This is a genomic window from Kineococcus glutinatus (assembly GCF_039542765.1).
In the GTDB taxonomy this organism is placed as follows: domain Bacteria; phylum Actinomycetota; class Actinomycetes; order Actinomycetales; family Kineococcaceae; genus Kineococcus_A; species Kineococcus_A glutinatus.
Genome location: NZ_BAABIL010000380.1, coordinates 1 through 733, shown reverse-complemented (window position 1 = coordinate 733; position 733 = coordinate 1). Strand labels below are relative to the sequence as shown.

1 protein-coding gene is annotated in these 733 nt (G+C 76.3%); it reads right to left on the bottom strand.

What is annotated here, in order from left to right; genetic code table 11:
• Positions 1–356: Rho termination factor N-terminal domain-containing protein (locus tag ABEB16_RS14045; RefSeq protein WP_345712864.1), on the bottom strand; the 356-nt coding region annotated here is incomplete at its 3' end.
• Between the last annotated feature and the right edge of the window lie 377 nt (positions 357–733).

Sequence of the window (733 nt, the reverse complement as noted above, 5' to 3'; positions counted from 1 at the left end):
GGCGGCGCCTGCTCCACGACCGCCACCGGCTCGGGGGCTGCGGGCGCGGCGACGCGCCCGGGCTCCGGGACCACCTCGGTGGTGGGCTCACCGGCGGGGGCGGTGCCGCGCCGCGGCGCGCGGGTCCCGGTGGCGGCGGCGGTGGTGGGCACGGGCAACCCGGCCTGGTGGGCGCGGATGGCGCTGAGCAGGTCGACCTTGCGCATCCGGCCGGTGCCGCTGATGCCCAGCTCGGAGGCCAGCGCCTGCAGCTGCGGCAGCCGGAGCGCGGAGAGGCTGCCGGAGCGGGGGGCGGGCTCGGCCCCCGGGGCGGTCTGCGCCCCTGGGGTGGCAGCGATGTCGGTGCTGTTGGTCACGAAGGTCCTTCCCCCTCGTCAGCGACGGGCCACCAGATCGGCGCGGTCGCGATGTCTGCCCGAGCGACGGGCAGCTGTGGACGAACACCACGGGTGCGGGAAGTGCACAGAACCGTGGATCCGTACCGAGTGTGCGAGCATCCGTCAGGGAAGCCGCTGAGCTTCCGGGACCCGACGTCGATGAGCAGGGTCCCGGTGGCCGAGCGTCCACCGACGGGACGATCGCTGCGGTACGTCGCCAATGTAACACCCGACGAGGCGCGGATCGTCCCGCCTACCCCCACCGGACGCCGCGCGTGTCGACCCCCGGCTCGAGCACCCGCCAGCCGCGGGCCGCGGCGGCCACCTGCGCCGGCTGACCCGGCAGCGCGAGCACG